The 26,795-nt window shown below is 44.6% G+C and carries 24 protein-coding genes; 8 read left to right on the top strand and 16 right to left on the bottom strand.

What is annotated here, in order from left to right; translation table 11 throughout:
- Positions 1–76 precede the first annotated feature (76 nt).
- Positions 77–640 (top strand): TPM domain-containing protein, encoded by a 564-nt coding sequence (locus tag CH367_RS19820; protein ID WP_100764246.1) that lies wholly within the window; start codon positions 77–79, stop codon positions 638–640.
- A gap of 138 nt (positions 641–778) precedes the next feature.
- Here the strand turns inward: CH367_RS19820 and CH367_RS19815 are convergent, their stop codons facing one another.
- Positions 779–1,177 (bottom strand): SufE family protein, encoded by a 399-nt coding sequence (locus CH367_RS19815; protein ID WP_100764220.1) that lies wholly within the window; start codon positions 1,175–1,177, stop codon positions 779–781.
- 250 nt (positions 1,178–1,427) lie between these two features.
- Here CH367_RS19815 and CH367_RS19810 point away from each other — a divergent pair, with 250 nt between their 5' ends.
- Positions 1,428–2,441 (top strand): zinc-dependent alcohol dehydrogenase family protein, encoded by a 1,014-nt coding sequence (locus CH367_RS19810; RefSeq protein WP_100764219.1) that lies wholly within the window; start codon positions 1,428–1,430, stop codon positions 2,439–2,441.
- A gap of 92 nt (positions 2,442–2,533) precedes the next feature.
- Here CH367_RS19810 and CH367_RS19805 read toward each other — a convergent pair whose 3' ends face one another.
- The 3 genes from CH367_RS19805 to CH367_RS19795 all read right to left on the bottom strand — a co-directional run bounded on the left by CH367_RS19805 (position 2,534) and on the right by CH367_RS19795 (position 4,892).
- Complete coding sequence (locus tag CH367_RS19805; protein ID WP_100764218.1) at positions 2,534–3,205, bottom strand: methionine ABC transporter permease; 672 nt, start codon at positions 3,203–3,205, stop codon at positions 2,534–2,536.
- A complete protein-coding gene (locus CH367_RS19800) occupies positions 3,202–3,963 on the bottom strand; it encodes a methionine ABC transporter ATP-binding protein (RefSeq protein WP_244284650.1) in 762 nt (253 codons plus the stop codon). The genes CH367_RS19805 and CH367_RS19800 overlap by 4 nt, the downstream gene beginning before the upstream one ends.
- Positions 3,964–4,055: 92 nt before the next feature.
- The gene (locus tag CH367_RS19795; protein WP_100764244.1) at positions 4,056–4,892 is read right to left on the bottom strand and encodes a MetQ/NlpA family ABC transporter substrate-binding protein; all 837 of its coding nucleotides are present in this window, start codon (positions 4,890–4,892) and stop codon (positions 4,056–4,058) included.
- A 478-nt stretch (positions 4,893–5,370) separates the two neighbouring features.
- Here CH367_RS19795 and CH367_RS19790 point away from each other — a divergent pair, with 478 nt between their 5' ends.
- Positions 5,371–6,525 (top strand): TauD/TfdA family dioxygenase, encoded by a 1,155-nt coding sequence (locus CH367_RS19790; protein WP_100764217.1) that lies wholly within the window; start codon positions 5,371–5,373, stop codon positions 6,523–6,525.
- A 3-nt stretch (positions 6,526–6,528) separates the two neighbouring features.
- Positions 6,529–7,458 (top strand): bile acid:sodium symporter family protein, encoded by a 930-nt coding sequence (locus CH367_RS19785; RefSeq protein WP_100764216.1) that lies wholly within the window; start codon positions 6,529–6,531, stop codon positions 7,456–7,458.
- Here CH367_RS19785 and trhO read toward each other — a convergent pair.
- Together trhO and CH367_RS19775 are read right to left on the bottom strand one after the other, a co-directional pair.
- The gene (trhO, locus tag CH367_RS19780) at positions 7,452–8,537 is read right to left on the bottom strand and encodes an oxygen-dependent tRNA uridine(34) hydroxylase TrhO (protein ID WP_100764215.1); all 1,086 of its coding nucleotides are present in this window, start codon (positions 8,535–8,537) and stop codon (positions 7,452–7,454) included. The two genes, CH367_RS19785 and trhO, sit on opposite strands and share 7 nt — an antisense overlap.
- Before the next feature lie 122 nt (positions 8,538–8,659).
- Entirely contained in the window at positions 8,660–9,340 is a 681-nt protein-coding gene (locus CH367_RS19775) for a hypothetical protein (RefSeq protein WP_100764214.1), read from the bottom strand.
- Positions 9,341–9,542: 202 nt separating this feature from the next.
- On the opposite strand from CH367_RS19775, the gene CH367_RS19770 reads away from it, so the two are divergent.
- A complete protein-coding gene (locus CH367_RS19770) occupies positions 9,543–10,475 on the top strand; it encodes an LIC12353 family lipoprotein (protein WP_100764243.1) in 933 nt (310 codons plus the stop codon).
- 3 nt (positions 10,476–10,478) lie between these two features.
- Here CH367_RS19770 and CH367_RS19765 read toward each other — a convergent pair whose 3' ends face one another.
- Complete coding sequence (locus CH367_RS19765; RefSeq protein WP_100764213.1) at positions 10,479–11,627, bottom strand: DJ-1/PfpI family protein; 1,149 nt, start codon at positions 11,625–11,627, stop codon at positions 10,479–10,481.
- Positions 11,628–11,750: 123 nt separating this feature from the next.
- On the opposite strand from CH367_RS19765, the gene CH367_RS19760 reads away from it, so the two are divergent.
- Positions 11,751–12,923 (top strand): helix-turn-helix domain-containing protein, encoded by a 1,173-nt coding sequence (locus tag CH367_RS19760; protein ID WP_100764212.1) that lies wholly within the window; start codon positions 11,751–11,753, stop codon positions 12,921–12,923.
- On the opposite strand, the gene CH367_RS19755 is transcribed toward CH367_RS19760, so the two are convergent.
- The 4 genes from CH367_RS19755 to CH367_RS19735 form a co-directional block, all read right to left on the bottom strand.
- Positions 12,845–14,131 (bottom strand): acyltransferase family protein, encoded by a 1,287-nt coding sequence (locus CH367_RS19755; protein WP_100764211.1) that lies wholly within the window; start codon positions 14,129–14,131, stop codon positions 12,845–12,847. The two genes, CH367_RS19760 and CH367_RS19755, sit on opposite strands and share 79 nt — an antisense overlap.
- Before the next feature lie 817 nt (positions 14,132–14,948).
- Positions 14,949–16,769 (bottom strand): translational GTPase TypA, encoded by a 1,821-nt coding sequence (gene typA / locus CH367_RS19745; protein ID WP_100764209.1) that lies wholly within the window; start codon positions 16,767–16,769, stop codon positions 14,949–14,951.
- A gap of 193 nt (positions 16,770–16,962) precedes the next feature.
- A complete protein-coding gene (locus CH367_RS19740; protein ID WP_100764208.1) occupies positions 16,963–18,942 on the bottom strand; it encodes an ankyrin repeat domain-containing protein in 1,980 nt (659 codons plus the stop codon).
- Positions 18,943–19,091: 149 nt separating this feature from the next.
- Complete coding sequence (locus tag CH367_RS19735) at positions 19,092–19,532, bottom strand: hypothetical protein (protein ID WP_100764242.1); 441 nt, start codon at positions 19,530–19,532, stop codon at positions 19,092–19,094.
- Between the two features lie 251 nt (positions 19,533–19,783).
- Between CH367_RS19735 and CH367_RS19730 the strand changes: the two genes are divergently transcribed.
- Positions 19,784–21,889, top strand: a complete 2,106-nt coding sequence (locus CH367_RS19730; RefSeq protein WP_244284652.1) for a molybdopterin oxidoreductase family protein — start codon at positions 19,784–19,786, stop codon at positions 21,887–21,889.
- A 2-nt stretch (positions 21,890–21,891) separates the two neighbouring features.
- Here the strand turns inward: CH367_RS19730 and CH367_RS19725 are convergent, their stop codons facing one another.
- Genes CH367_RS19725 through CH367_RS19715 form a run of 3 tightly spaced genes read right to left on the bottom strand, consistent with a single transcriptional unit; the run spans position 21,892 to position 24,793 of the window.
- Positions 21,892–22,755, bottom strand: coding sequence for a pirin family protein (locus tag CH367_RS19725; protein ID WP_100764206.1), 864 nt, complete (start codon positions 22,753–22,755; stop codon positions 21,892–21,894).
- A 20-nt stretch (positions 22,756–22,775) separates the two neighbouring features.
- A complete protein-coding gene (locus CH367_RS21040; protein WP_244284649.1) occupies positions 22,776–23,519 on the bottom strand; it encodes a hypothetical protein in 744 nt (247 codons plus the stop codon).
- Positions 23,520–23,578: 59 nt separating this feature from the next.
- A complete protein-coding gene (locus CH367_RS19715) occupies positions 23,579–24,793 on the bottom strand; it encodes a TCR/Tet family MFS transporter (RefSeq protein ID WP_100764241.1) in 1,215 nt (404 codons plus the stop codon).
- Between the two features lie 58 nt (positions 24,794–24,851).
- Between CH367_RS19715 and CH367_RS19710 the strand changes: the two genes are divergently transcribed.
- Entirely contained in the window at positions 24,852–25,493 is a 642-nt protein-coding gene (locus CH367_RS19710; protein WP_100764240.1) for a DNA-3-methyladenine glycosylase family protein, read from the top strand.
- Positions 25,494–25,499: 6 nt separating this feature from the next.
- On the opposite strand, the gene CH367_RS19705 is transcribed toward CH367_RS19710, so the two are convergent.
- Positions 25,500–26,123: a class I SAM-dependent methyltransferase gene (locus CH367_RS19705; RefSeq protein ID WP_100764205.1), complete on the bottom strand. Its 624-nt coding sequence runs from the start codon at positions 26,121–26,123 to the stop codon at positions 25,500–25,502.
- 68 nt (positions 26,124–26,191) lie between these two features.
- Complete coding sequence (locus CH367_RS19700) at positions 26,192–26,689, bottom strand: TlpA family protein disulfide reductase (RefSeq protein ID WP_100764204.1); 498 nt, start codon at positions 26,687–26,689, stop codon at positions 26,192–26,194.
- Between the last annotated feature and the right edge of the window lie 106 nt (positions 26,690–26,795).

Below are 26,795 nucleotides of genomic sequence, written 5' to 3'. Positions count from 1 at the left end.
GGTTCCTGGAGCGGAGGCGGAGGCAGTTCTGGCGGGGGCGGAGCCTCCGGAAGCTGGTAAAGGATATTCGAATATTATGATACATCAAAATACTACCGAACGATCGAACCTAGGAAGAATTTGGAATCATCTTTTGGAATCCTTTTTTTCCGCGTTCTCCTTTCATCCGGACAAATCGAAATCCTATCGTTTTAAAAAATATTTCAGCTCTGAAAACTTAAGAATGATCGAATCCTCGGTCGCAAAATCGGAAACGTTGCACAAAGGAGAAATCAAGGTCGTATTGGAGGGCGGACTTCCCGTGTTTCGAGTGATTTCCGGTCTTACCGCAAAACAAAGAGCGATGGAACTTTTTTCCGAAAAAAAAGTATGGGATACCGACGAAAACACCGGGATTCTAATCTACGTTCAACTGACGGATCGAAAGATCGAACTTTTGGCCGACCGAGGGATCTATAAGAAGATCGGGCAGGAAACGTTAGACGAAATCTGCAATCAGATGCAGAGCGGTTTTCGGAACGGAAATTATACGGAAAGTATTCTTACCTGCATCGATCGGTTTACGCATCTTCTTCAAAAACATTTTCCTCCCGGAAAACGGAATCCGAACGAACTTTCGGACAAACCGGAAATTATTTAATTTCTAAGATTCTAAATTGTTAAGCGAAATAGAAATCCGGGATCGTTCGATCGTTTCGACGATCCCGAAAGTTTCGAATTGTTAAACGAAGACAGGAAACTGCGACAACAAAACGACGCGATCGTCGCGAAGTCCTTCTTAGCTGTTGCGGAGAATATTGACCATAGAATAAAGACCGTTTCTTCTCGACATGGAAAGATGTTTGTCGAGTCCGATCTCTTTTAGGAATTCGAGGGAAGCGTTTTTGATTTCTTCGCGAGTACGACCCGAAAAAACTCGAATCAGAAGAGCGATCATACCGCGGGTGATCGCGGAATCGCTGTCGGCTTGAAAATTGATCTTACCGTCCTTCTCTTCGGAAACGATCCAAACCCGAGATTGACAACCGGGAACCAAACGTTCGGAAGTTTTTGCGGAATCCGGAATCGAGTTCAACTCGTCTCCCATCTCGATTAGAAGTTGATAACGTTCCTGCCAATCCGTACATTCCGAAAATTCGGATACGATTTCTTTCTGAACGTCCGCAACGCTATTCATAGTCTTTGATTCCAGCTTTTCCACGTTCCACCTCCAATCAATCAGAAAACAACGGAACGATCCTTATCTTAGACGAACCCAGCCGGTCAAAACAAAACGAATCCGCCTCGAATCCGTAAAAAGAAAAATGTGTTTTCTTAAACCGTAACCCTAAATTAGATTCTCAAAAAACGGAAAAGAAGAATGAGAAGATTCCGATCCAAGAAAGAATTTTCTAAAGTCGTTCTCGCCGTTCGGAGCAATCGCATTCATGAAAGTTTATGAAATTCAAAATCAATTCGGACTGGAGAATTTAAAAATCGCGGATCGTCCCGATCCTACTCCCGGTCACGGAGAAGTTCTCGTTCGTTTTAGAGCGGCTTCGTTGAACTACAGGGATTATCTGATGGCGATCGGAAAGTATAACCCGAAACTAAAACTTCCTTTGATTCCGCTTTCGGACGGAGCCGGAGAAATCGCGGAAGTCGGTCCCGGTGTCACCAAGTGGAAGGTCGGAGATAAGATTTGTGCGAACTTCGCTCAGACTTGGTTGGACGGCGCACCGGATAAGACGATGCTCAAAAATACTCTCGGCGGACCGCTCGACGGAACTCTTTGTCAGTATAGAATTTTTCCGGAACACGGGATCGTTCCTATGCCCGAGAATCTTTCCTTTGCGGAAGCCGCGACCCTTCCCTGCGCGGCCTTGACCGCGTACACCGCGATCGTTACACACGGAAACATCCAACCCGGCGCGACCATAGTCGTTCAAGGAACGGGAGGCGTTTCCATATTCGCATTACAATTTGCTAAAATGATGGGGTGTAGGGTCATCGCCACTTCTTCGAGCGACGAAAAACTTGCGAAGTGTAAGGCTCTCGGTGCGGACAAAATCATCAACTACAACGAAAAACCGAACTGGGAAAAGGAAGTCCGCAAGATAACCGATATGGAAGGCGCCGATCTCGTCATCGAAGTCGGAGGCGCGGGAACTCTTCAAAAGTCCATCTCGAGCACCAAACCCTGGGGAACGATCGCATTGATCGGAGTTTTGGCCGGAGGAGAAAGCAATAACCTTTCGCTCTTTCCGATTCTTATGCAAGGAATTCGAATCCAAGGAATCATCGTAGGAAGCAAAAGAAATTTCGAGGACATGAACATAGCAATCAACACGAACAAAATCAAACCCGTCGTGGATGAAATCTTTTCCTTCGAAGACGCTCCGAAAGCGCTCGAGACTCTGAAGTCCGGAAAACATTTCGGCAAGGTTTGTATCGAAATTTAATAAGACATTCCAAAAAAAGAATAGAGTGACGTGCGACGCGGAAATCAAAGCCGCTTCTCGTCGAACCCGCGCGGTTCTTAATCGACTTGTCCTTAACCCGCGCGTTTGTCCGTTTTTCTTCGGATCTTATCCCCGGTCCACTGGATCAACTGCACCAATATCACGAGAATGGCGACCGTAGCAAACATGATCCCGTCCTCGTAGCGGTAATAACCGAAACGGATCGCAAGATCCCCGATCCCTCCCCCGCCCACGATTCCGGCCATCGCAGAAAAACCCAAAAGACTGACCGTGGTCAAAGTGATTCCCGCGACGATTCCGGGTAACGCTTCCGGAATCAGAATTTCTCGTATAATCAATGTTAGGCTAGCGCCCGTTGCAACGCTGGCTTCCAAAACCCCTTCCGGAATTTCTCGAAGAGCCGCTTCCACAAGTCTTGCTAAGAATGGAATCGCCGCAACGGACAATGGAACCGAAGCCGCGATCGGCCCGATTGTTGTTCCCGTAATCCATTGAGTTAAGGGAAGAAGCGCAACCAAAAGAATCACAAACGGAACCGAACGAACCACGTTTGCGATCGTGTTCAAAACGGAATGAACGATTTTATTTCGGATAAAAATTCCCTTGTCGGTCAGATAAATCAAAAGTCCGAGAGGAATTCCGAAAAGAATCGAAATGGAAAGTGAAATTCCCACCATCCAAAACGTTTGTACAAACGCCTTTGCGAATTCATCCAAGGGAAGATTTTCGAATATTAGATTCATAGAATACGATCCTCCGCGGAAGTTTTCGAAATGGTTTCGGAAGAAAGTCCGCGACCGGAAGGATCGTAAGAACTTCTCGAATCGTAGAAAGAACCCAAAAGTTTTTTGGCGGCTTCCGACTTCGGATTCGCAAAAAAAGAATGTGTATCATCGAGTTCCACGATTTTTCCGCGATCCATGATCGCGGTTCGATCGCAGATTTCCCGGACCACTTCCATTTCGTGAGTTACTACTAAAATCGTAATCGAAAGGGTTTCTCGAATCTGTTTCAAAAGTTTTAATATAGATCGGGTCGTTTCGGGATCGAGCGCGGAAGTCGGTTCGTCGCATAACAAAAGCTCGGGATGATTGGCCAGCGCTCTTGCGATCCCCACTCTTTGTTTTTGACCTCCGCTGAGTTGTGCGGGATAAACGGTTTCCTTTTCGGGAATTTCCACCAGCGTTAAAAGTTCGCGCACCCTTCTCCCGATTTCCGTTTTACCGGCTCCTGCAACTTTTAACGGAAACGCGATATTATCGAAAACGGTCCGATTGGAAGCGAGATGAAATTGCTGGAAGACCATTCCTATCTTCTGTCTGTGTCGTCTTAAATTCTTACCTTGAAGATCGGTGATATCCAAACCGTCCAAAAGAATGCGACCTGAGTCCGGACGTTCCAATAAATTAGGAAAACGTAATAGAGTGCTCTTCCCGGCTCCGGTCGTTCCTATGATACCGAAAATTTCTCCCTTTTCGATTTCAAGACTGACACGGTCCACGGCGGAAAAGGTATTTCCCTTTCCTAAAGAAAAGGTTTTTGAGACTTCATTAAATTCTAAAAAAGGAATGCGGGACATGAATGAGAATTTATTTACTTCTTGTTTAAAAGCCAATCCGGTTTTTGAAAACCTTGAAAGTCCGCGTCAATCACCTTTGCAAACTCGGGAGAATGAACGGATTCCACAAGATCCTTAGCGAATGGAACTTCCTTTTCATTGGAACGAACCACGATGATGTTCTTGTGTTCTTCCGCGAGAGTTTCCAGTTTAATCGCCTTTGTCAGATCCAAACCGGAAGCGATCGCAAAGTTTCCGTTTACCGCGGCGAGTTCCGCGCTTTCAAGCGATCTCGGAAGTTGTGCGGCTTCTAAAGGACGCAGATCGAGTTTCTTAAGATTTTCGGTTACGTCGGCAAGGGAAGCCTTCGTAGGGTTCGCATCGGGAGATACTTTCAACAATCCTAATTCTTGAAACAACTTCAAAGCTCTCAACTGATTGGTCGGATCGTTCGGAAGAGTGATCGTTCCTCCGTTCGGAACCGCCTGAGCCGTTTTACTCTTTCCCGCAAAAATCGCCATCGGCGCGGTCGGAACCGAAACGATCGGAGAAAGATTCAGATTCTTATCCTTGGAGAATTTATTCAGATAAACGGTATGTTGAAAAAGATTGGCGTCTATATCACCGTTTTCTAATGCAAGATTCGGCTGTATGTAATCGCTGAATTCAACGATCTCGATCTTATAACCTTTTTTGATCAGATTCGGGAACACCGCCTTTTTCAAAAGATCTCCGTACGGTCCCGGACAAATTCCGATCTTTAAGGATTTGCGATCGCCCGGAAGTTGGGGCGTGCCCGCCTTTTTACAAACGGAAATCGATAAGAAAACTACTGCTAATAAAAGAATCAAACCGAATCGAATGGATTTCATCGTTATATTCACCTTTACTAAATTTGAAAATGGATTACGAAACAAAAAACGGCACAACGACGCTCGGGCAAGTCGCTTTAAAATTTTTCTTAAAAATTTCGATTGGGGCCGTTCAAAACGAGATTCCCGAAGAAGAATGAAATTTGGAAAATTTTTCCACAGACACGAACGCTTCTCGATCGACCACAAAAACAAAGTATCTTTAGCATTCTGAAAAGGATCTTGTACAAACCGTTCCGGAATCATTCTTTGATAAAGAATAGGAGGTTTAGGAGTTCCCGCGAAATCGGGGGAGTTCGTGAAGAGCTCCCGCACAAATCCGAGTTAAAGCTCTCATTCATTTTATTAAATTTTATTCTGTTATAGCAAATATATCTTGCGTCTAAAGACTGAAAGATTCTTCATCATACTAAAAAAGACTTTTTCCAAATCAATCCTTGAGTACGATCTGGAAATCTTTCGGGGGACGTTATACGCCATGGCAACTAAAACCTTATCCAAGCCCAAATCGAAAAACAAAATACAATCTAAACCGAAAACGAAAGCGACTTCCGCAAAGAATATTAAACCGAAATCGGCTTCCTCCCTATCCAAGGGTTTTCTCGATTCGAAAAATCCCCTACCGGTCGTTTATCAACCGAATACATCGGATCAAAAAAGTAAGGACGCATTGATTCGTTGGATCAAGACCAACAAACGCGCGTTAACCGAAGACCTGAAAGAATACGGGGCGATCTTGTTTCGCGGGTTCGACGTTTCCTCGCCGCAGGATTTCGAAGACGTGATTCTCAACGTGGATTCCAATCTGAAGAACAATTATCTCGGAACTTCTCCGCGCAATCAAGTTACGAAATATGCGTTTACCGCGACGGAACTTCCGCCCGCGTACCCGATCATGCAACACGCAGAGATGAGCTTTTTGGATTCTCCACCGAGAAAACTTTTCTTTTATTGCGGCAAGGCTCCGGGTCAATTCGGAGAAACTCCGATCACCGATCTCAGAAAGGTTTTAAACGAAGTGCCTGCATCCATTCGTGAAAAATTCGGAAACGAAAAAATCCGCTATTCGAGAGTTTACAACGGACCTTCCAATCAATCCCGCTTTCAATTTTGGAAAACCAAACGTTGGGACGAAATGTTCCAAACGGAGAATCGAGACGAAGTGGAAAAAATTTCCAAAAAACAAAACTTCAAAGTGGAATGGTTCGGCGAGGACAATCTTAGATTGATCAACACTACATTAGCGATTCGTAAACATCCCGAGTTCAAGTCTCCGGCTTGGCACAACCATTCTCAGGTATTTCACATCGACGCGGCTCGTAAGGAGTATTGGAGAATTTTCGCGCGTCAAAAAACGATCCGAGGTTTTTTTGTGGGTCTCGCTCTCGAAATTCTGACCTTTATCAAAAAGATCACGACTAAAACGGAATATCTGGACACACATTGCACGTATGGAGACGGTCAAGAAATTTCAGCTAAAGAGTTGAAACAGATTCAAGACGCGTTCTGGAACAACATATCCCTTTTCTCATGGAAGAATGGGGACGTGCTCGTGATCGACAACTATTCCGTTTCGCACGGAAGACATCCGTTCTCCGGTCCGAGAGAAATTTACGTGGCTTGGGCGGATTAAAATATGCACGAGTTGGACGCAGTTCGGATTAATTTCAACGAAAGCGGTTTAGCTTTATTGAATCTTCTTTTGGGATTGATCATGTATGGGATCGCTCTCGAACTTAAATTAGAGGATTTTAAACTTCTATTCGATAAGCCGAAGGCGTCCATCACGGGAATTCTTTCCCAGTTCGTTCTATTTCCGTTCGCCACCTTTCTGTTGCTCTGGATCTTGAATCCGCCTCCCGGAGTGGCTCTTGGAATGCTTCTCGTCGCGGCTTGTCCCGGCGGGAACATCTCGAACTTCATCACACTTCTCGCAAAGGGAAACACCGCTCTTTCCATTTCGTTGACCGCGTTTTCTTCAGCGCTCGCGATCTTCGCGACTCCGTTTAATTTTTTCTTTTGGGGAAATTTATATCCGCCGGTTCACGCGGCCTTAAAGGAAATCACCCTGAATCCCTGGGACGTTTTTAAGGCGATTCTCGTGATCTTGGTGATCCCCATCGTTCTCGGGCTTTTGACAAAAAGATATTTACCGAAGGTCACCGCAAAGATCGAAAAGCCGATCAAAATTCTTTCCGCTCTGATCTTCGTCGCGTTTTTGGTGATCGCACTCGCGGCAAATTTTCAGATCTTTTTAAGGGTAATTCATAAAGTCTTTCTTTACGTTTTCCTAATGAACTCCGTGGGCTTTCTTTTGGGTTATTACTTCGCAAAACTGATGCGTCTCGAAGAAAAGGACGCACGTTGTATATCGATTGAAACCGGGATTCAAAACTCGGGACTCGGTCTTGTATTGATCTTCGCTTTTTTCGGCGGTCAGGGAAGTATGGCGATCATCGCCGCAACCTGGGGAATTTGGCACGCAATCGCGGGTGTTACCCTCGCGTGGTTCTGGTCCAAAAGAACGTCTTCGTTAAACGTTCAATCGGTTTCGAAAGGTTATTGATTCCGATAGAGTTCGGAAACTTTCGGACGGATTCTGGACTTCGTAAAAAAACGATTCTCGTTCAACTTGCCCTTACGAATTTCTTTTTGTTCCTCTTTGGAAAGGTGTAAAACCGTTCTGCATTCTTCGGTGCAACATCCTTCAAACTTTTCGGAACAACTTTCGCATTGAATGAAAAGAATATGACATCCGGGGTTCGCACAGTTTACGTGACGGTCGCTTTTTTCTCCGCATTGATGACAGGTTGAAATGACTTCGTTTCCGATCGCTTCCTGCAATCTTCCGTCGAACACGAAATTTTTTCCTTTGAACTTCGATTCGAGTCCTTTTTCGGAAACCTCGTGAGCGTAGGCGATGATTCCTCCGTGAAGTTGATTTACGTCTTGATATCCGTGGTGTTTGAGCCAAGCGCTGGCTTTTTCGCAACGAATTCCGCCCGTACAATACATTAGAATTTTCTGATCTTCTTTACCGTTTAAAAGTTCCAGAAGCATTTGCATCTCTTCTCGGAACGTATCGGATTGGGGAAGAATCGCGTTCTCGAAATGACCGATCTCGCTTTCGTAATGATTTCTTACGTCGACGACGATGGACTTTCCTTCTTCGAGATGACGATTGAATTCTTCGGCGTTCAGGTGCGTTCCCACGTTAGTCACATCGAAGGTTCCGTCCTCCAATCCGTCGGCTACGATTTTTTTTCTAACCTTAAGATCGAGTTTTAAAAAGGAACCGTGTTCGTCCTGAACGGCGATCTTAAACGGCATGTCCTTCAATTCTTTTCTCGAATCCAAATTCTCTCGAAAAGAATTCAGATTGTGGGACGGGATCGAAAGTTGTGCGTTGATTCCTTCGTGAGCGATGTAAATTCTTCCCAAAACGCCGAGCGCATCCCACTCCGCGTAAAGACGATTTCTAAGTTCGTCCGGATTTTCTAAAATGACATAACGATAAAAGGAAAGTGTGGTCCTCGGAAAATTCTCCGCTTCGAGACGTTTTTTAAGAATCTCTTTTCCGTAGATATTATGAAGAGGACGTTTTTTAGTTTCGTTCTTTTCCTGAGAATCGTCCCGAGTTGCCATACATTCTTAACTCTGAAATTTAGACCTTTCTTGACAAGCCTTTCTTATGCGAAACTTCTCATCGATGTCGCGTTTCCTTATCCTCTAAGTCACGAGTTCTGAAATAAAATTCCGCACTGTCCTTAAGAATTTTTATAGATTCTTTTTTCGTCGAGTTTATGACCCGCGATCGCGATCAACGTATAAAGAAACAAGGCTTGGATCGCAAACGCATATATGTTATCCGGTACGGGAGCGAACGGATTGATCAGGACCAACAAAAGAAAAATTCCGGCGAGTACGATCATTCCCCACTTACCCGCAAAACCTTCTCCTTGCAAACTTCCCTTTAAATAATAAGCGAAGGAAAGAATGGTCAATACAACTTCGATTCCGACGGTCAACCAGAGATTGTTCCAAAGACCGAGTCCCAACTTCAATCCATCGTCCGTAAAGATCGGAAGATCGGGTGTGTGCACCGGAAGATCCAAAATATAATGCGACATCACGGAAAGGGCAACCGCAAACGGAATCTTCCATCGGGGGACTCCTTCCTCAGTCTTTGTCAAAAAGTAAAAAAGAATAAACGCGAAAATCGACCAGAGAACACCCGCCACCAAACTGTGTGTATACGGCATGTAATAAAGATCGAACGGATTGCTCGCGGTAAATCCGGGAATGAGTCTCATGTGCTCGATCCCGATCATAATGAAAATCATAAACAAAAAATCGACGAATTGAACTCCGACGAGCAAGGACCAAAACGGAGTTTTAGGAACGGCTTTCTTGAGAGCGAACGCAACGCTGTAATGTCCGATAAACATAGAATTCTCTCCGCATAAATAGGATTTGAACCGCGTAGAATTCCACACCGGCAAAAAAAGAAGTCAATCCTTTACCGCGGCCTTCGTTGCCGTTTTTTGGATTTTCAAAGCGTTTCCGCGTTCCATTTTCGAAAAACGAGGGAACCTTAAAAAGATACTTTACGGTCTCGGGTTAAGAGGAATTCTAAGTTTCGGAACTTTTATGAATACAAAGATCGGATATATTCTTATTTTATTATATACTTTCGCGTTCGTCCAATGCGGCGGCAACCTCAGAGGCAAACCGATTCCCGCGAACCCGGATCTCGCGGGCTTTTATCTTTCCTCCGAAAGCGGCGAATGGGCAAAAGACGACAAGATGAAACTGGAGGTGCTGAGCGTTTTTCCGAAAGCGAACGGGGATCTTGCCTTCGAAAAAAAGGTGATCGTCAGACTCAGCTTTCTCGCGAGCGAGGATCGGGAAGAATGGAGAATCAGAACCGGCGGAATCGTAACGAGCGAAAACGAAATTCTTTTACAGGAATCGCTCTATCAGGAATTCCACCAGCTTCACATGGGCAAAAGACAAAGCGATCCGAGACTTTGGAAACTCAGCGAGATGGGCGCGGCTTCGAAAGTAAGAGAAGTCGGCAACGTTACCGCGAGCGGCAATCTTTTGGGAGAAATCTCGCCGGACGGAAGAACTTTAAAGTTTTCTAAAGCGACGTTTACTAAAATCGGCGAGCCGTTTCAGGGAAGAATTACGACTAACGTGAATCAGAAAAACGTAACGATCGACAACGAAATCGCCGGAGTAGTTTTTTATAAAATTCCCGGAGAAACGGAAAAGATCGTATCCGTATTTTCCAAAACGGAGTTGATCAAACCCGGAATGATTTTCCTCGTCGGAAAGGATCAAATTCCATACAAGATCGTGGAAGTATTTCAACAATCCGGAACCTTGGAGCCGATCGACGGTAAAAAAATTCTTCCCGTATCCGTAGGCGACTCAGTCGTTCTCAAAGGTACGATCGATAGAAAGGCGATCAACAAAAGAGCGACCGCGGACGAACTCATTCGCAAACTCAAATCCGATCCGAACGTAAGTAAGGAAGAACTCATCCGGGAAATCGAAAAACTCAAAAACGAAAAGTAATTTTCAGAACTGCGGATATTCGAGCAAAAGCGCTACGAAGGCCGCGGTTGATTTTCCGTAGAGTTCCCCTATTTTTCTTAGAGCGAATTCAAACTCGGTCACTGCCGGAGTCGCATCGAACTTAGGGAGCATTCGATCCACGGACTTGGTTTGGTTCACATTCACATCCGGAATCAAAACCAAACCGCTTTGTGTTTCGATTTTCTTTTCCGAAGAATCCGCGACGGAAACAGCGTGAGAACGATACGTTCTAGAATACGCATCGGCGACTAACGCGAGTTTGATTTCATCCATTCCCGAAAATACCGGAATTCCTATCTCCTCATGAGACCAAAACGAAATCGTATTCGAAACGATCGTATAAACCGAATTCATCGTTAAGCGAAATCGATTGCTATCGTGATTCGGATCCCAATCGTTCACTCCCAGGTCTTTGGCGACTTTCATCGCGGCTTCCTTGTCGGCGATCGCTTCGACCAAAGCCAAAGAAACCGGAATCGAAGCGGTAACCGCGGTTGTCGTCACGATCTTTCCGTCGGCCACATATCTTCGATTTCGAATCCATGTAGTCTTCGGGAATTTTTTTTCCAGATCATTTAAGGAATACCAGAAACCGGTCGCCTTCTTTCCATTTAAAAGGCCCGCGTTTGCGACCACCCAAACCCCGTCGCAAACTCCGATCACGGTTGCGCCTTTGGAAGACTGAAGGTTCAACCATTTTAAAAGAATCGGATTCTCGGAATGATGAACCGCCGGAACGATCACGTAATCCGCTCCTTCCGGAAATTTTCGATCAAAGGTTGAAAGTGATTCCTTCACTTCGATTTTCATTGCGGGAAAAAGATTCATCGTACCGATCTCCGTTCCCAAGGCAAACACGTCTGCAGTTTGAGAACGAGTCAACACCCCGTATGGAATTACGAAGTCCGTGAGTTCCGTCATATAATTGTCTCCGATTACGGCGACCACGGGACGTGTTCTTCCGAATCGACTCTGGTATTTAGGAATCGTTTGCGTTTCCGCCGAAAGCTCGAAGGTATAAACCGAAAAAACAAAGGCAAATACGGATAGGCCAAGAATTCGCATTAGAAATTTGTAATGGTTGTCGAAGCCGAGAACTCGGAAGAACGAAGGTGGACGTTTTGTTTTCATGTCCTCATTCTACACCGTCCTCGGTTCCGGGTCGTCCTTTCGGATACAAACGGACTTGGACAAACCTCAAAAACGGGAAAAAAAATCTGGACTCGAACGGAAATACCGACCTCAATACCCTGCATGTATACCTTTTTGGCCTTCGGGGCGGGGCTTGCGGCCTTACTTGCGATTTCCGGCTTTCTGACTTCACTGCGAAATCGATCGGAGGATTTACAAAACGATAAAAACGAATCACCCGAGTCCCGGCCAAAACAAAGTCGTTTAACAATTTTTATACAAAAACACGCGGTTACACTTTTATTCCTATCCGTGGCCTTTGTACAACTCCATATCTTCTTCGAATTGTCCGATCGGCTTATAAGATTTTCCCGGTTCGGCGAATTTCACATTCCGTTTATCTTTTTGATCGGACCCCTGACCTATCTTTACTTTCAGAATTTAAGCGGACAAATTCCGAATCGCCTTTCTCCGATTCACTTAATTCCAGCCCTATTCTCGTTTTTCATTCTACTGCCTTTTTATCTGCGCGATGCAAACTCTAAAAAAGAATTCATCGCTCTGACAAACCCTTCCGATCCTTACCATTCGATCATACTCGGTCTGCTCGTATTGGGAACCGTATTGAATTTCATCTATCCGATCACTTTGATAAAAAATGTATGGAGATGGCTCAACACGACGACGGACAAAAACAAACGCGCTTCTTTCCGTCCGTTTCTATTCCTTTTTGCGGGAACGATTTTTGTTCTGATCCTTTTTGTAATCGCGCAAATTCTTTACATGCCTTTATTCTTAATCGCTTCTTCGGGAGTTTCCGTTTTGATGTGTGTCGTTTTTTTAATCGGAAACAGCACGAACGGAGTTTGGATCGAAAAATTCAAAAAGGAATCCAGAGAGGCTCGATATACGGAAAGCCGACTCAAGGGTGTGAACGTCGACGAGATCGTATTTCGTCTTAACGATTTAATGCGAAGTGAAAGATATTATCTCGACGAGGATCTTACTTTAGGACGTCTTGCGGAGGAACTTGAAATCCATACGCACCAACTTTCCGAAATCTTAAATCAAAATCTCGGTAAACCGTTTCGAGAATACGTAGCCGGTTTTCGTTTGGATGAGGCCGCAAGAATTTTGATCGAAGAGCCTCAAAGATCCGTTCTCTCCGCGGCCTACGCATCCGGATTCAATTCCAAATCCGCGTTTCACAAACTCTTTCAAGAACGTTTCGGATGTACACCCACCATGTTTCGATCCGAAGCCATATCTAAAAATAAAACCGAAGGTTTCTCTTGAACCTTGTATAGAGGTTGCAGTTGAGAAGATTGAACTTTCTTTTTTTGAGGAAGAATTTTCATTCTCAAAAACTGAAACGGATACTCGATGAGAATATAGAAAGGAACCGAAAGAATCACGATCAAACCGAGAACGGCCGTAAACTGAACGAAAAAAGTAAGATTGGAAGTCGGTTCCGATTTGATTCCCAGAATGGAAAGAGCCACTCCGATCAGCACCAAGTGCCAAAGATAAATCGTAAAACTCAATCTTGCAATTGGAACGAACATTCTCATACTTAAGAATCGAGCGAACCCGTTTTCCAAACGGACCACCGCGAGAAGAAGAATTCCCGCAAAACCTATATTCAAAAGATTGTATTTAAAGGTTTGGGTAAAGAACCCCGTCGTCTCCTGATGAACCCAATGTGCAATCAACAAAAACGAAAAAAACAAAAATAGAAGCGGATAATAAAGCCGATCTTCCCGTCGCAAACGATCCATCAGATTCTTATGACTCGTAAAAAGATCCATCGCGATCACACCCATTAAAAGAGAATCAAACCGGGTATGCGTTGGTAAATAAATTTCATCGAAGTATTCCGGACTGAGAGGATAGGTCGTGGTCATATAAACCGCGATTCGAACCGATGTCGGAATCAAAACCAAACCCCAAAGAAAGAATTGCCTACGATGTGAAACTCTTTTAAACAGAAACAAACTACAGAGTAAAGGAAACACAAGATAGAATTGTTCTTCGATCGACAAGGACCAGGTATGAATGTTCATTCCCGGGAAATAATTTCCCAAGAATACGAAATCACCCCACGCGTTCGAAAGCCTGGAGGAAAGTATGTACGATTCGAAAACAAGTCCCTTTTTTTGCGCGATCTTCAACGCGAATTTGAAAGCAACTAAGCTGAACAGGATAAAAAAGAAATAGGCAGGGAAGATTCTCAGTGTTCGTTTTAAATAGAACTGTTTGAAGTTGATCGTTCCGTTTCGATTCCAATCGCTCAATAGCCCTTTGGAAATCAAAAACCCGCTCAACACAAAAGACAAGTCCACACCGGACCAAAAAAAAGAATCGGATTGAAATGTTCCGACATCCTTCCAAGCGAGCGCGTAGTGATTGAGAATCACAAGAACGATCGCAAACGCCCGAAGACCATTCAAGGATTGAATCTCATTATCCCTATGATACAAAAGATCCTTAATAAAAGCTTTCATAGCTTCTCATGACCCTTTACGGGAATTTTTTGGAGAATCTTCCCGCAAATATAAATTTTAATTCTATAACTCTCTAACATTCGATGAAACAAAAATTTTTACTTTTTATAATTGATACGCATGAACCGCGGAAGTGAGCCAAAAAAAATCTCGAATAAGAATTAGGCAAAAAAATTCCTCGATGGACAAAACGCGTAAAAAACGATCAGATCCAAATTTTATCGTCAGAACTAAAACATTCTCCTATAACAACAATCAGTTTCATTTTTAATCCTCTTTGTTGTTATAAATGAACACGGTTGAATCATAAATCCAATTGCAACTAACGTTGGTTTTACGATTCGCATTCTGCGGAGAAAATTATTATATTCTATTCTTTGAATCCTTTCTATTCTCCGTAGACAGAAGATTATCTGGATCGGTTCCATCTTTTCGAAATTCTAAGATTCGTTTTTATAAACTGAAATATGAAATGAGAAACGAGTAACAAAGAAAGAGGAACCAAAGACCTTTGATTCGGAACGAAATATAAAGTGAATTTTTTGAAATAGAAGTTTAGAAAATCGAAATGAAAATTAAAACGAAGAGTTAATATCAAATTAAAAAACGAGAAGAGAAGGGAAATGAAATCAAGAGGAAAGAAGAAAAGAAATGAAATTTAAAAGAGAGTGAGATGGAAAGACATCAACCGAAGAGAAAAGTGAAATAGAAGGAAGGGAAGAATCAGATGGGAAGTTCGGAATTGAATGTGAATCGAAAAGAGAATTTTTTCGAGAGTTTCAGATCCATAACGAATCCAAAACTCTCGAAAGAAGTTTTACTTGTTGCGTTTGCGCATATTCGCGTCGAGGTATTTCTTACGAAGACGTAAACTTGCAGGAGTTACTTCCAAAAGTTCATCGTCGTCCAAGAACTCGATGTTTTGTTCCAAGGAGAATTTTCTCGGAGGAACAAGACGAATCGCTTCGTCCGCTCCGGAAGAACGTACGTTACTGAGTTTTTTCTCTTTAACGGGGTTCACTTCCAGGTCGTTCTCACGAGAATGAATTCCGATGATCATTCCGGGATATACCGCGGTATTTGGTCCGATCACCAATTCTCCCCTTTCTTGAATCTTCCAAAGAGCATAGGCCGTAGATTCTCCGGAGTCCATAGAAATCAAGGCGCCGTTCTTACGACCTGGAATATCCCCTTTGTAAATGTCAAAACGAAGGAAGCGGGAAGACATCACACCTTCTCCACGAGTTTCAGAGATGAAGTATCCTCTGAAACCGATGATTCCGCGTGTCGGAATTACGAACTCGACACGAGTCATTCCGGACGGATGCGCGTCCATCAACTGGAGTTCTCCCTTTCTGCGATTGAGTTCGGAGATGATCTGACCGGTAAACTGATCGGGAATGTCCATTACCAAATACTCATACGGTTCGAGTTTTTGACCTTGTTCATTGGATTTTAAGATTACTTCGGGACGAGAAACTTGGATTTCGAATCCTTCTCTTCTCATCGTTTCGATCAATACGGATAAGTGAAGTTCACCGCGGCCTAGAACCTTAAAACGATCCTTGTCCTCGGTTTCTTCGAGTCTCATCGCAACGTTGGTTTCGAGTTCTCGGTCCAAGCGTTCGCGGATGTTTCGGGTCGTTACGAACTTCCCTTCTTTTCCGGCAAACGGAGAATTGTTTACCATAAAGAACATGGAAACGGTCGGTTCTTCTACCTCGATAGCGGGTCTTGGAGCCGGTTTACCCGGTTCGCAGATCGTATCCCCGATAAACACGTCGGGAAGACCGGCGATCGCAACGATATCACCCGCTTCCGCGTTATTGACTTCGTTTCGTTTCAGACCTTCGAAGTTATACAATTTAGTAATTCTAAAAAGGGAAGTGTCCGCAGGCGCGGCCGTGTCGGATTTTTTTGCCGCGAGTTGGATCACGTTCATTCCGAGCGCCATCTTTCCAGCATAGATTTTTCCGACCGCGATTCTTCCTACATAGTCGTTGTAATCCAAGGAAGTCACTTGGAATTGAAGCGGAGCCTCTGTGTCCGCTTGAACGGGCGGAACATGACTGAGAACGGTGTCCAAAAGAGGATCTAAGTTCGTGCCCGGAGATTCGCTTAAATTTTGAACCGCCCAACCTTGTTTTGCGGAAGCATAAACGATCGGGAAGTCGAGTTGTTCGTCGGTTGCTCCGAGGTCGGAGAAAAGATCAAAAGCCATGTCTACGACGGCTTCGGGTCTTGCACCGGGACGATCGATTTTATTGATTACGAGAATGGGTTTGTGTCCGAGCTGAAGGGATTTTCCCAATACGAAACGAGTTTGTGGCATCGGTCCGTCGAAAGCATCCACGAGTAAAAGACAAGAATCCGCAGTTGCGAGAACTCGTTCCACTTCCCCGCCGAAATCCGCGTGGCCGGGAGTATCTACGACATTGATTCTGGTTCCTTTGTAAACCACGGCGGTGTTCTTCGCCTTGATCGTGATTCCTTTTTCCTTTTCCAGGTCGTTGGAGTCCATGATCCTTTCCCCGTCTTCTTTTGCAGTGACGGCGCCGGTTTGACGGAGAATTCCGTCCAGAAGTGTGGTTTTCCCATGGTCTACGTGGGCAATGATAGCTATGTTGCGGATTTCCATTCTAAGACCAAAAATTTCGGAAGCCTTGTGGTGTAAACCTTGTTTTTTGTCAATTTTTTAAAGGAAGAATCTTTTAACCGGTTTGAAACAAGGATTTCCCGATCTACGAAAACGAAGTAGTTCCTACACTCGTTGGAGATCGAAAGGATTCCCGGATTTCTAAAAACGTGGTAGTTCCCACATTCTCAGGTTCTCAAACCTTTCGTTCGACCGAGAATTCGTTCCCCGAATCATGCTCGGCGTGAACAAAGAAAAACAAAGGAAGTTTCTTCACCTTTTGAAAACCTTCTCCTTGGATCAAACGGTCGATCATTCTTTCAAAAGAAACCTGCGCGTAAATCCGATCCCGATGTTCGAGATTGTTTTCGTAGACCGTATTCCGATCCGTACCGTGGTATTCCGAATATCGTTTGCGGGCCTTTTCCAAGTTTTGATAGGTTTCGAGACAAAGATAATAGGAGAATCCGTCGTCTTCATAATCCCATTCGAGAAGCAAAGCGCCTAAATCCGCTTTTTGAGAATCCGCATACTCCATCAAAACTTCGTTTAGCTCCGCCGCTAAATCGTCTTCTACATCCAGGACTTTGGAAGAATCCAATTTCCAACCGGTTCCGATATGTTCGTCCTCCAGTTCGGCGAACTTAAGCAAGGCTTCGTGTGGAGAATCGAACTTAAAAACGTTCTGAGAAATTTCCTCTTCCGCAAACTGATTGCGTTCGATGACTTCGTCGTCGTTCCAGATCAGTTCGATGAAATCGTTTCCGCGAGAAACGGTTTCGCTGACATGCGGATTGTTTACGTTGTCGATCAACACTCGAAACGCGGTCGTTCCCGCCAAAGGTTCTAGATCGGCGTCCTTCTTCAACTTATCGATCGGATATTTGCGACGAAGAGTTTCCATAACCGCCCGAATCGCCGACGCCGTATCGCCTAACGCAACATAAATGCAGGCCAAGTTGAGAAAAAAGGTATTCTCATCCGTGGAAATGCTCCAAGGATTTCCCAGATCTTCGATCGCCTCGGAATATTTTTTTGTCGCATAATAAGCCCAAAGGACGTTCGTTAAAACGTTTCCCTTGTCGCCGCTGTTGCCTTTGTCCTCCATAACCTGAGCCTTGTATTTTTTCCAAACGGAAAGAGCTCCTTCCGGATCGGATTTGTGAATGTAATTCGTAAAAATCAAATTCAAGGCGCCCAGATTGAATTCTATTTCGAGGGTTTTCTGCGCCCATTGACCGGATTCCACCAAGGCACCCAGTTTCCAATATGCAAACGCGATATTATACGGGACCTTCCAATCGTCCGGGAAAACGTCCTTCGCTTTGAGACCGGCGGCAATCGATTCTTTCCATTCTTCTTTTTGAATATTCTTATATTGTAAAGCTCTGTAAGGTCGTGCGGATGTATCTTTTGCGCCCAGTCCGTCCAACCATTCTACGATGTCGTAGTGTTTTAATTCCAATGCGGTCAAATACGCGTTTAGATTCTCTTTTGGATTTTCCGCCTTTAGATCGGCCCCCGCCTTTGCTAAAAGTTTTGCAACGTCCAAATTCCCTTGTCGAACCGCCCACATCAAAGAAGATCGTCCCGTCCAAGTTTCGTGAACGTTTACGTCCGCGCCCGCTGTAATCAACGCGTCCACGATCTTTAAGATTTCGTCCTGACCCTTATCGGAATTGATACAAGCGCGGATCAAAGGAGATTCTCCGTCTTTGATATCGACCGTATTCGGATCGACGCCTTGTTCGAGTAAGAATTTTACTTTCTTAAAATCTCTCGCATATACCGCGCTGTAAAGAATGGTTTTTCCGGTTTCCTTTCCTTGATTCAGATTCATACCGAATGAAACGAGAACTTTTACGGCTTCGGAAAACCTTTCGATGTCCTTACAATAATATACAAGACTGGAAAGAGCGTTGCTTCCTTTTCCGTTGGATGCGTGTATGTCGGCTCCGTTTTGAAGAAGCACCGAAAGAGATTTCGACTTAAAGGAAACACCGCCTGAAAAACTGATCGGCAAAGCGCTGAACCAAAGAGGAACTTCCAGACTTTTAACATACGTTATACGATTCGGATCGGCGCCTGCGGAAATCAGTTCTTGAATCTTCGATTCTTCTTGGCTGAGAATGGCCTTGGAAAGTGCTTCTTGTAATTCGTGTTCGGATAGGGACATGGTCGATCCTTTCTGGGTTTGAATGAATCAACAAGTTTGAATTCTTCTTTTTGACGTCGCGTTATAACTCGATAATGTGTAACCATAACTCAAAAGCGCAACACAGCGCGTGCGATTCGACGATTCGTTACGAGCGATTCGATTCTATCTCATTCTCCCGGAACAAAATCGGGTTCTAAGATGCGGGGACAAAACTCGAAGATCGCACCGAAATAATGTCTCGCAATCGAATGAAAGATCCATTCTCCCGCGCGTTTTAAGGATTCCGTAAACTCGGGAACCGGATAACCCTTTCGTCGAAACAAAGAATCCAAATCCCAATCTTCTTCACCGGGAATCACCTGAATCTTGAGCATCGCGAAAAAAGTATGAGAAGTCGGATCGTATCGAAACACGAGAGATCTTCCTCCGAAAGGATTGCGAATCGTAAACGTCGCCCAACTCCCTTTCGGACCGGATTCTCCCCCGCTTAAAGAATATAGTTCATACCCGAGTTCTTTTTCATCTCCGAAGAATTCTCGAAATTCCAAAAAGAACGCTTCGGCAAAGTCCTTTTGAAGTTTGAGGTCTGGATCCGGTTCTACTGACATAAAGGAAAGAATTCGATTCTCCGCTTTCATGAAAAGCCTTTTGAAAACGAAGCCCTCACTTTTTTAGATAGATCGAGCGGGACATTGGGCGTAAGATTGAGCCAAAAAACGTTTTATTTTCCCTTGGATCACCTTTGAGATTATAAAATTCTTGCCCATTTTGAAATTCGGGATTCTATCAATGTGTTGAAACTAGGGAGAATTTTATGAGTTCACAAACCCACTATCGTTCTTGTACACTTTGCGAGGCAATGTGTGGTCTTAGAATCGAAGTCGAAGACGGAAAAATTTCGGCGATTCGAGGCGACAAAGAGGATCCGTTTAGCCGAGGTCATCTCTGCGCAAAAGGACCCGAACTCAAAAATCTCTACGAAGATCCGGATCGTCTCAAGTTTCCGGTCAAAAGAACGGAACAAGGTTGGGTTCAAGTGACTTGGGTCGAAGCCCTTTCCGAAACCGCAAAGGCTCTTTTTGAAATCCAAAACAAATACGGAAACGACGCAGTCGCGATTTACAACGGAAATCCGAACGTTCACAACTACGGTTCTATGTTGTTCGGAGATCGTTTTACCAATCGTTTAAAAACGAAAAATCAATATTCCGCGACTTCCGTGGATCAGCTTCCGCATCAGCTCGTTTCCTATCTTATGTTCGGACATCAGCTTTTGATTCCGATCCCGGACATCGATCATACGAAATACTTTCTGATCCTGGGCGGAAATCCGTTTGCGTCTAACGGCAGTTTGATGACCGTTCCCGACGTCAAAAAAAGACTGAAGGAACTTCAGGAACGAGGCGGTAAGTTCGTCGTGGTCGATCCGAGAAAAACGGAAACGGCTTCCAATGCCGACGAACACGTTTTTATCCGTCCCGGAGCCGACGCTTTCTTTTTATTAGCGATTTTGAATGTGTTTTTCGAGAAGAATCTCGTAAAATCCTCCGCGCTTTGGGATTCGGAGGAACTGAACCGGATCCGCGAACTCTCCTCGCGTTATGCGCCTTCCAAAGTGGAAAAAGTCACCGGAGTCGACGCGGCTACGATCGAACGAATCGCGCTGGAATTTACATCTTCCGAAAGCGCGGTTTGTTACGGAAGAATCGGAGTTTCCACACAAGCATTCGGAACTCTTTCCCAGTGGCTCATCAATCTTGTGAACGTTCTGAGCGGGAACATGGACAAACGCGGGGGCGCGATGTTCACCCTTCCCGCGGTGGATCCGATCGATCCGAAAGGAGCGTTAAAAAGTTCTCCGGGTAGTTTCCATTCCTTTCATTCGAGGGTCCGCAAACTTCCCGAGTTCAACGGAGAACTTCCGGTCGCCGCACTTTCCGATGAAATTCTCACTCGGGGAGAAGGTCAGGTCAGAGCGCTTGTCACCTCGGCGGGGAATCCGGTTTTATCCACGCCTAACGGCGCGAAGTTGGAAGAAGGCATTCAAAATCTTGAATTTATGGTTTCCGTGGATTTTTACATCAACGAAACCACAAAACACGCAAACTACATTCTCCCGCCGACTTCGACGTTGGAACACGATCACTACGATATGATCTTTAACGTATTCGCCGTTCGTAATACTACGAAATACGCACAACCGGTTTTCGAACCGCAACCGGGAATGCTTCACGACTGGGAAATTTTTGTGGATCTTACGAAACGTCTCGAGCTTTTACGTTCCGGTAAACCTCTTCCGAGCGAACTCATCACCACCAAACTCGGGCCTGCTTCTATCATCGACTTCGCATTAAAAGGCGGACCGTACGGTGAAAAAGGAAAACACAATCGTATGCTCAACATTCAATTGTTAAAGGAGAATCCTCACGGAATCGACCTCGGTCCTTTGATGACTTGTTTTCCCGAAAGACTTTTGACGGAGAATAAAAAGATAAACCTTCTTCCCAAACCGATCCTCGAAGATCTTCCAAGACTTGCGAGTACGTTCGAAGAATGGTCCGTTCCGGAAAACGGTAAGAATTTTCTTTTGATCGGCAGAAGACATTTAAGAAACAACAATTCCTGGATGCACAATCTTCCCAAATTGATGACCGGTAAAAATCGTTGTACGTTGATGATTCATCCCGACGACGCGCGTTCACTTGGAATCGGCGAAGAGGAAGAGGTTCAAGTGGAATCCAGAGTCGGAAAAATTCTGATTCAAACCGAAATCACGGACGAAATCATGCCGGGTGTTGTGAGTATTCCGCACGGTTTTGGTCACGGAAAAAACGGGGTTCGTTTGAATGTGGCGAGTCAGTTCGCGGGTGTGAGCATCAACGATCTTACGGACGAAAAAGCGATCGACGAACTTTCGGGAAACGCGGCATTCAGCGGCGTCCCCGTAAGCATTCGTAAATCCTAATATTATAATTTAGGTTCGGGCAACGGAATTCGTTCCGTTTCGCCCGGAACTTTTGGAAAACGTTCTTCCTTCCATTCCAGTTTCGCCTTTTCGATTCTTTCCAAGGAAGTCGAAACGAAATTCCACCAAAGATGTCTTTGTTCCGGAAACGGAATGCCGCCTAAAAGAATCGCCCTGCTTCCTTCTTCGGAGGAAAACTCTATGGTTTCACCGGGCGCGAACACCGCCATCTGACCGATTCCGATCGTCTGACCTTGTATCTTCAAACTTCCTCGAGCGACATACAACGCGGATTCCTGATCGTCTGGAATTTTCCATTCTCCCTTTGCGTTTGGTTTTGTTTCCAAGTCCGCGTAGAACAAAGTTGAATAAACTTTTACGGGAGATTTTTTTCCTAAGAATTCTCCGGCGGCAAGTCTGAGTTCCCATCCGTCTCCGTGAATGACCGGAATGTCCTTGCGATCGAGGTGAAAAAATTCAGCGTCCACTTCTTCGTATTCTTTTGGAAGCGCGACCCAGGTTTGAATTCCTTCCAAAAAAGTGTATTGAGAATCCAACTGAGAACGTTCGCTGTGTGCGATCCCGTTCCCCGCGGTCATCCAATTGACTTCGTAAGGACGAATCGCAGTCTCGGACCCGATGCTGTCTCTGTGAAAAATAACTCCGTCATACAAATACGTAATCGTCGCAAGTCCTATATGAGGATGAGGACGAACCGAAAGTTCTTTTCCGGTTTGAATCGGAACGGGTCCCATGTGATCCACGAATACGAACGGTCCGACGTGACGCGCTTCGATCGAGGGAAGAATTCTTCGAACTCGAAAATTGTCTCCGAGATCTTTGAGGATTGCTGAAATGATTTTCATAAGATTAAAACTTAGACTGTTTATTTTTTGATTTCAGGATTTTTGAATGCGATTTCCTGAGCGCAGTATTGATTCGCGTGTGTAAGTTCCGTTTCCGCCCGGCTCTTCAACCACTCCCCGTCTTTCTGAAACTTTTCACTCACAAAGTCGTAGATTCGAATATCGTTCGGATCTGTATGACTGACTACGTGATTCGTTTCTTTTTTGAATTCCTTTCTCCAATTCTTTACGAAATCGGAAAGTTGATTTTTTTGAAACTCGATCAGATTTTCACGCGCGGCGTCGCAGTTTTGAATCAACTCCTCCACTGCGGCCTTTGCGATCCGATCCTCTTTTTTTTCGCGGATCTTTCTATATGCGATCGTGATCAAACCCACGGTAAGAACGGTTTCCACCGCGCCGGGAATCGGAACGATCAATGCGATCAAAACGGCCGCGACCAATTGTCTTTTGATCGATGTACTGTTTTTTTCGAGTTCGAGTCCGTGTTTTTTAATCTCCTCGATTCGTTTATCGAAACGTTCCATCAAGGGTTTGTGGACTTTCTCTTCGAATTGATTGAGTTTGTCCTCGGCTTCCTTGTATTTCGTTTTAACGCCGATCTTGGAACTGTAGACTCGACCGTCTTCGTTGATGAATCCGAGAAGAAGTTTTTGATCGTTCGGAATCACCGAGGGTTTTTCCCGCGGAAACGAAGAACATCCGATGAACAACAGAACGATTCCCAAAAACGAAAGTTTCGATCCGGATAAAAACCCTTTCATCTGCAATTTCTTGACCTTTTCAAAAACATCAAAGTTTCACAATATTCTTTTTTTCTCAATTAAGAATGATGTTTTCTAAGGGAACCCACCGAGATCCAAAGACTGACCGCGGTCAAAATCGTTCCCATCCAAAGAGGAGCTTCGGGAGAATAAACCGGCGCACCCTTTGCCGTGAAGTAGGAAAAAAGACCGGTCATCAAAACGGGTCCGATCACGGCCGTCACGCTCATCAAACTCGTAAGAGCTCCCTGTAATTCTCCCTGTTCGTTTGCCGGAACCTGAGACGACATGATTCCTTGCAAAGGGGGCATCGCGATTCCACCGAGACAATACGGAATCAAAAAGACGAACATCATCCAACTTTTCGTGGCAAGAGCGAATAACGCGTATCCGAGCGAGTTCAATGCAAGACCGAGATAAATACTTCGGTTCTGTCCCAACGCGGGAAGAATGATCCGAATCAAACCTCCTTGTGTGATCGCATAAACAAGACCCACAACTCCGAGAGAATAACCCACCATCGCTTCGTCCCATTGGAATTTTTCCATCGTGTAGTAATTCCAAGTTCCTTGAACCGCGTGAGCTGCGGTGTTTATTAGAAAAAACGCAACTACCAAACCGACGATCATAGGATAACGTTGCAAATTGATAAGCGAACCGATCGGATTCGCCTTCTTCCATTCGAACTTTCTTCTATTTTCCAAAGCCAAGGATTCGGGAAGAATGAAAAACCCGAACAACCAATTCAAAAGCGCAAAACCCGCCGCGGCCAAAAACGGAGCTCTGGAGCCGAACTGACCCAGAGAACCTCCGATCACCGGTCCGATGATAAATCCCAAACCGAATGCCGCTCCGAGTATTCCGAAATTCTCCGCTCTTTTTTCGGGCGGACTGATATCGGCGATGTAAGCGTAACCGGTTGTAAAACTCGCGCCCATAATTCCAGCCACAACCCGTCCCACAAAAAGCCAAAGAATGGAAGGAGCGAACGCCAAAAATAAATAATCCAATGCAAATCCGAAAAGAGACGCGAGTAGAATCGGTCTTCTTCCGAATCGATCGCTGAGGGCGCCGACAAACGGAGCGCAGACGAACTGAACGAGAGAATACGCGAACATCAAAAGTCCGCCGTCCCATGCGGCTTGGCTCAAACTTCCCTGAGTTAATTCTTGTATGAGTTTCGGCAATACGGGAATGATGATTCCGAAACCGATCACGTCGATGAGGACCGTTACAAATATAAAACCTAATGCGGCGGGGCGTTGAGAATTCATAGGAGCCACTAAACAAATAATTAGTTTATTGGCAATCAAAAAAAGGAAACTTAAAACTTTGAAGGAAAAGATTCGAAAGTTCGAAAAGGAAGAATTTCATTCCATCTGCGATCGATTGTCGAAAAAGGACCGCGAGCTACATTCAATTCTTCTTAAATACGGCTATCCTCCGTTTTGGAGCCGCAAACCGAATTTCGAAACCCTGGTTCATATCATCTTGGAGCAACAGGTTTCTCTCGCTTCAGCCAAAGCGGCTTTGGTCAAACTGAAAGACAGGATCGGACCGGTGACGGCGCAAAAGATTATTTTGTTAAGCGACATCGAATTGAGAGAATGTTACTTCAGCAGACAAAAGACCGCGTATGTCCGTCATCTCGCGGACGCGGTTTTATCCAAACGGCTTTTACTCGGCAAGTTGCCCGAAAAACCGGACGAAGAAATCCGAAAGGAACTCGTCTCGATCAAAGGAATCGGAAACTGGACCGTGGACGTTTTTCTTTTGATGGGTTTGCATCGTTCGGATATTTTTCCGATCGGAGATCTTGCGTTGATTCAATCCTTTAAAAAAGTCAAAAACCTACCGGCCGACGTGTCCAAGGAAAGAATTCTTTCCATCGCCGAAACTTGGAAACCGTTTCGTTCCGTCGCGGCGATGATCCTATGGCATTCCTACATTAAGGATAAGAACATTAAGATTTGAGAATATTCACTTTTTGCGACCCACGAATCGAATCACCGAACCCTTTCCGTTGTGATACAGACCCTCGTTCAATTCGATTTCCTTTTCCGTAAGCTCGATGATCTCGTAGTTCGGAAAATCGGACTTCAATTCTTCGATTGAAAACAACATAGCGAGTTCGGTAGGACCTCCGACCTTCGGATTTTTTGCGAGATAACCCACGTGATTTTTACTAAAAGCCTCGAAGATGATTACGCCGTTTTTACGGAGATAAGAATTCAAAATTTTGTGAAGAGAGGACTTTATATCCGAAGGAAAATGCGCGTAGATCAAAGCGATCGCGTCAAACTGCTCGGGCTGAAACTTCAACGTTTCCAATTCGCCGACTCGATAATCGATCGTTACTTGATTTTTGTCCGCAAGTTGAAAGGCCTTTTTTTGTCCTTCGATGCTGATGTCAAACGCGGAAACCTTCCATCCTTGTTTGGCCGCGAATACCGCGTTTCTTCCCTCTCCTTCCGCGGCGAAAAGAATCGTTCCTGCATTCAATTTTTCTAATTGTTCTTTCAGATATTCGTTCGGTTGTTCACCGAATGCGAATTCTTCCTGACTGTATCGTTCGTTCCATTTATTGAGCCAAGTGTTTTCCATATATTTGTTTGACTGCGTCCCCGAAACGTGGATTCGTAAAAATCGAATTTTTGTCCGATCTCGAAATTCTATTTTCCGAGCGAACTCAAAAAATTCTTCAGAGAAGCGACCCCGGCCGGAGTATATCCTTCCGATTGAAAAAGAATTTCCCGATTCCGATTCAAAATAAAAACCGTGGGTACACCCTTGATCTTCGCCTGAGAATAACTCGAAGACAAAGGATCGACGAGCGACTCGGCAATTCCGCCTAACTTTAGTAAATCTGAATATTCTTTTCCGGTTCGAAAATCGTCCCCTACGAACACGATCCAGAGATGTGTTTTCCATTTTCCCACTGTGGAAAGATTGGTTTGTGCGGTAAGATTCAAAAGAACGGGAACCTGTTCCTTGCAGGGTTTACACTGAGAACCCGTAAAGTTCAGGATGAGAACGTCCTTTTCCGAAAAATTCTCAAGCGAATTGGAAAGAACGATTCTTTCCTCTTTTAGATTATAAAAGGCGAAATTAGAAATAGGTTCGGCGCCGAGGGTTCCCAAAGAAAGAATCAAAAACAAAAATAAGAACATAGTATTTCGATTTCCGAGAATCTAAACCTCTCCGATCGATAAGATTGTAAATCCTATTTCGAAGAATTCAAATAATTGTTTACTTTTCTCCGATCCAAGATCGGAT

The organism is Leptospira barantonii, from assembly GCF_002811925.1.
Classification (GTDB): Bacteria; Spirochaetota; Leptospiria; order Leptospirales; family Leptospiraceae; genus Leptospira; species Leptospira barantonii.
The sequence above is the reverse complement of the archived record's forward strand: the minus strand, read 5'-3'. Positions and strand labels throughout refer to the sequence as shown.